Source organism: candidate division WOR-3 bacterium, assembly GCA_016867815.1.
Taxonomy (GTDB): domain Bacteria; phylum Hydrothermota; class Tepidihabitantia; order Tepidihabitantales; family Tepidihabitantaceae; genus UBA2258.
In genome coordinates this window covers 1-2774 of record VGIR01000185.1, presented here as the reverse complement: position 1 = coordinate 2774, position 2774 = coordinate 1, and the positions used below count along the sequence as shown (strand labels likewise).

The 2774-nt window shown below is 59.0% G+C and carries 3 protein-coding genes; 2 read left to right on the top strand and 1 reads right to left on the bottom strand.

The features are described 5' to 3' along the window. Positions 1-190: 190 nt before the first annotated feature. Positions 191-550, top strand: coding sequence for a hypothetical protein (locus tag FJY68_14090; GenBank protein MBM3332952.1), 360 nt, complete (start codon positions 191-193; stop codon positions 548-550). 301 nt (positions 551-851) lie between these two features. Here the strand turns inward: FJY68_14090 and FJY68_14085 are convergent, their stop codons facing one another. Beyond that, on the bottom strand, positions 852-1799 hold the full coding sequence (locus FJY68_14085) for a TerC family protein (protein MBM3332951.1): 948 nt from the start codon (positions 1797-1799) through the stop codon (positions 852-854). Between the two features lie 349 nt (positions 1800-2148). On the opposite strand from FJY68_14085, the gene FJY68_14080 reads away from it, so the two are divergent. Next, positions 2149-2774, top strand: a 626-nt coding sequence (locus FJY68_14080) for a DegV family protein (protein ID MBM3332950.1), incomplete at its 3' end; no start/stop codon positions are given.

Below are 2774 nucleotides of genomic sequence, written 5' to 3'. Positions count from 1 at the left end.
ATGGCACTCTACTTCACCTGCCCTCACTCGCTGCCTACACTTCTCGTGCACGTTTCGGTCAATATAACAAACCAGTACTAGAGGATCGTTTGCGAGTGCTTCAATCACCTGGCTGTCTATGAAGAAGGGAATCGCTTCGGGTGAGGTTCGGCTCCTTCGGCCATTGAGGCAGGGGAAGGGGAGTCTTGGGTTGTCCATCGCTCTCCACGTGCCACCGTCACATCGAACTCTTAATCTGGCGTCCATAGTTAAACCGCTCATCGACGGAGTCGTGGCCGCATTCCACCTGCACGACGGGAAGTGTCTCGATGAGATCGGCTCACGACTGGCAACTCGAATTGGGGTACGTCGGCGCGATGTGGAGCGTTTCCTGATCGAGGGCGAGGCGATTCTTGACAAGCGCACGCTCGTAAGGCCATTCCGCGCTGGCGTGCAGTGGTACCCCGGCGATGACGCGATTGTGGTCTGCAGAGTGCTGGTAGACAACGGCCCACCAGAGGACGGGATCGCGTTCTCGGGAACCTTGTATGAAACGGTGCCGGTGACGTAGGTTTGGCCAGGACAAGAGCCTCTTTCGCCGGCCCGATCGTTGGTCTGTTTCCGCCAAAGTTGCCCTTCCAATTGGGCCCTTCTCTGGGTAGCCAGCAGTCGTGCTAACCAATAGGGCCCAACCTGGGTGATCGCCAACGGCGGGTTCATGCAGCAGGTGGCTGGCTGAACCAAACGGCATTCGGTGCAACCTGGTTCGGTTCAATCGAGCTCCGAAGACGCCATGGGCAAACCGCGGGGTACGCACAGGTTGCCGACTACCGGCAACACTCGGAAGCAAGTAGCACAGCGCCTAAAGCGGCCTAGCGCCTCTCGGCCGTGGACAACTCCCTCGGCGTCAGCCTCTTTGCCCTGAATATAGAAGCCGCGACGGCCAACGTGAGAATGCCCACCACCACCCCGAGAGATACCGCCACCGGCATCTTGTAGAACTCGGCGACGACCATCTTGACGCCTACGAACATAAGAATGGCCGCCAGCGCCATCTTCAGATAGTAGAACTTGCCAACCGCCCTCGCGAGCAGAAAGTACAGGGACCTCAGACCGAGCAAGGCGAACACGTTGGACGTGTAGACGATGAAAGGATCGCGTGTCACCGCGAAGATCGCAGGGATGGAATCCACAGCGAAGACCAGGTCAGTCGCCTCCACTACCAGCAACACCAAGAAGAGGGGTGTTACTAGCAGCCTACCGGCCTCTCGCACGAAGAAGCGCTGTCCCTCGTACCTCTCTGACACCGGCAGCAGCCGGCGCGCCAGCTTGAGCAGCGGGTTTCGTTCAGGATGCGGCTCCTCGTTCCGCTGAATCCCAAGGCGCAATCCGGTGAAGACCAGGAAGCTACCGAAAAGGTAGACTATCCAGTGAAACTGGTCCAAGAGTGCCGAGCCGGCTGCGATCATCGCCCCACGCATCACCAGCGCGCCGAGGACGCCCCAGAACAGGACACGGTGCTGGTATGCGGATGGGACGTTGAAGGTACCTAAGATGACAATGAAAACGAAGATATTGTCGACGCTGAGCGACTTCTCGATCAGGTAGCCTGCTAGGTATTCGACCGCCGGACGCGGTCCTTTCCAGAAGTAGATTCCCAGATTGAAAAGGAGGGCGAGCCCTATCCAGGCCGCGCTCCAGATGGCGGCCTCTTTCGTCGACACCGAGTGGGCTTTTCGGTGAAACACTCCCAGGTCCAGAGCCAAAAGGCCCAACACCAGCGCGTTGAACACTATCCACGCCCCAATACCCTGGTCCATCCGTTTCCGCCTCCGTCTATCGACAGGCCGTTTGGTTCCGAGTCAGCTAGTGGTCATCATGGTAGTGCATGTGAGCCTCTTCGGCCTACGGTCAGTATGCCATTGTAGGATTCCAAAGCTACAGGACAACGTGATGACCGCGCCTGCGCCCAGCCCAGAGGGTGAGACGCGCTGGGGCCCGCCAGAGTGTCAACCCCTCCACTCGGGCTGCCAGCGGTCAAATAGCCGATGCGCAAGCCTGTGTGACGGAGACAGGCTGCGAGGCTTCATTCCGAGAAAGGACCAATGCTAGAATGGGAGGGATCGGACCACCTCCGGGTCGAGAACGAGTCCATGAAGTGAGGACCGCATGGTCGTGAGGGTTGTGACCGACAGCACGTGTGATCTCGACCCCGAGTTTGCAGTCGAGCGGGGCATAATCATCGTGCCCTGCAGCGTCCACTTCGGGAGTGAGCCCTACAGAGACAGGCTCGACATCACTCCAATGCAGTTCTTCCAAAGGCTGAGAGAAGCGGAGGAACTGCCGAGGACGTCCCAACCGTCTGTGGGTGCGTTCCTGACGGTCTACCAGGAGCTGACTGCAGGCGAGGATGACGTCGTTTCCATTCACATCTCCGAGAAAATGAGCGGCACGTTCAGTTCGGCCACCAGGGCCAAGGCGCTGCTGAGCCTTCATGACAGAGTCCAAGTGGTAGACTCCCGTTTCAACTCGGTGGCTCTCGCCCTCATCGTGCTCGCCGCGGCGGAGAAAGCACAAACAGGGGCTGCTCTGGAGAGCGTAGTGCAGCATGTTCGGGACGTCATCTCACGCACGCATCTCCTGGCCACCGCAGACACGCTTGAATACGCGGCCAGAGGCGGTCGAATCGGCAAAGCACAGGCCTTCCTGGGGAATTTGCTCCAGGTGAAGCCTATCGTGCAGATCAAGGATGGGGAGCTTCACCCCATCGAACGTGTCAGGACCAGAGCCAGGGC

Coding starts and splice junctions, on each gene's coding strand:
- FJY68_14085 (MBM3332951.1), bottom strand. CDS start 1,799: ATGGACCAGGGTATTGGGGCGTGGATAGTGTTCAACGCGCTGGTGTTG.